Raw genomic sequence first — 475 nt, 5'->3', positions numbered from 1 at the left:
CGTGGTCATCGTGGGGCTGGGCTGACGCCTGTTCCCGGGATCGCCGGTTCCCGTGCGGGTCAGGCGAGGTCACCGAGGACCTCGTTGAGGGCCTCGGTGGAGGAGGGGTGAGTGTAGATCCCGTCGCGCAGCTGGCTGGCCGTGATGCCGTGGCGCATGGCCATGGCGAGGAGGTTGATCACCTCCTGGGATTCGACGTGCATCAGCGCCGCCCCGAGCACCTGGTCGGTGACCGCGTCGACGACGACCTTCACGATCCCGCGCGGGTCGTTCTCGATTTTGGGCCGGGGCATCGCGGCGATCTTCGCGACCTGCTTGGCCGCGACCTTCACCTCGTGCCCGGCTTCCCTGGCCTCGTTCTCGGTGAGACCGACCCTGGCCAGGGGAGGGGTGAGGAAGATCGTGTACGGCACGGCCACCCGGTCGGTCGTGGTGCGGGTACCGGTGCCGGTGTCGGTCAGCTGGTCCGCGACGA

At 69.1% G+C, this 475-nt stretch carries 1 pseudogene; it reads right to left on the bottom strand.

From position 1 onward, the window contains the following. Positions 1 to 59: 59 nt before the first annotated feature. A pseudogene (locus WFH44_RS21345) lies at positions 60 to 475 on the bottom strand (pyridine nucleotide-disulfide oxidoreductase); the annotation flags it as partial.

The organism is Arthrobacter sp. USHLN218, assembly GCF_037144715.1.
In the GTDB taxonomy this organism is placed as follows: Bacteria; Actinomycetota; Actinomycetes; order Actinomycetales; family Micrococcaceae; genus Crystallibacter.
This window is presented reverse-complemented; position numbering and strand designations above follow the sequence as displayed.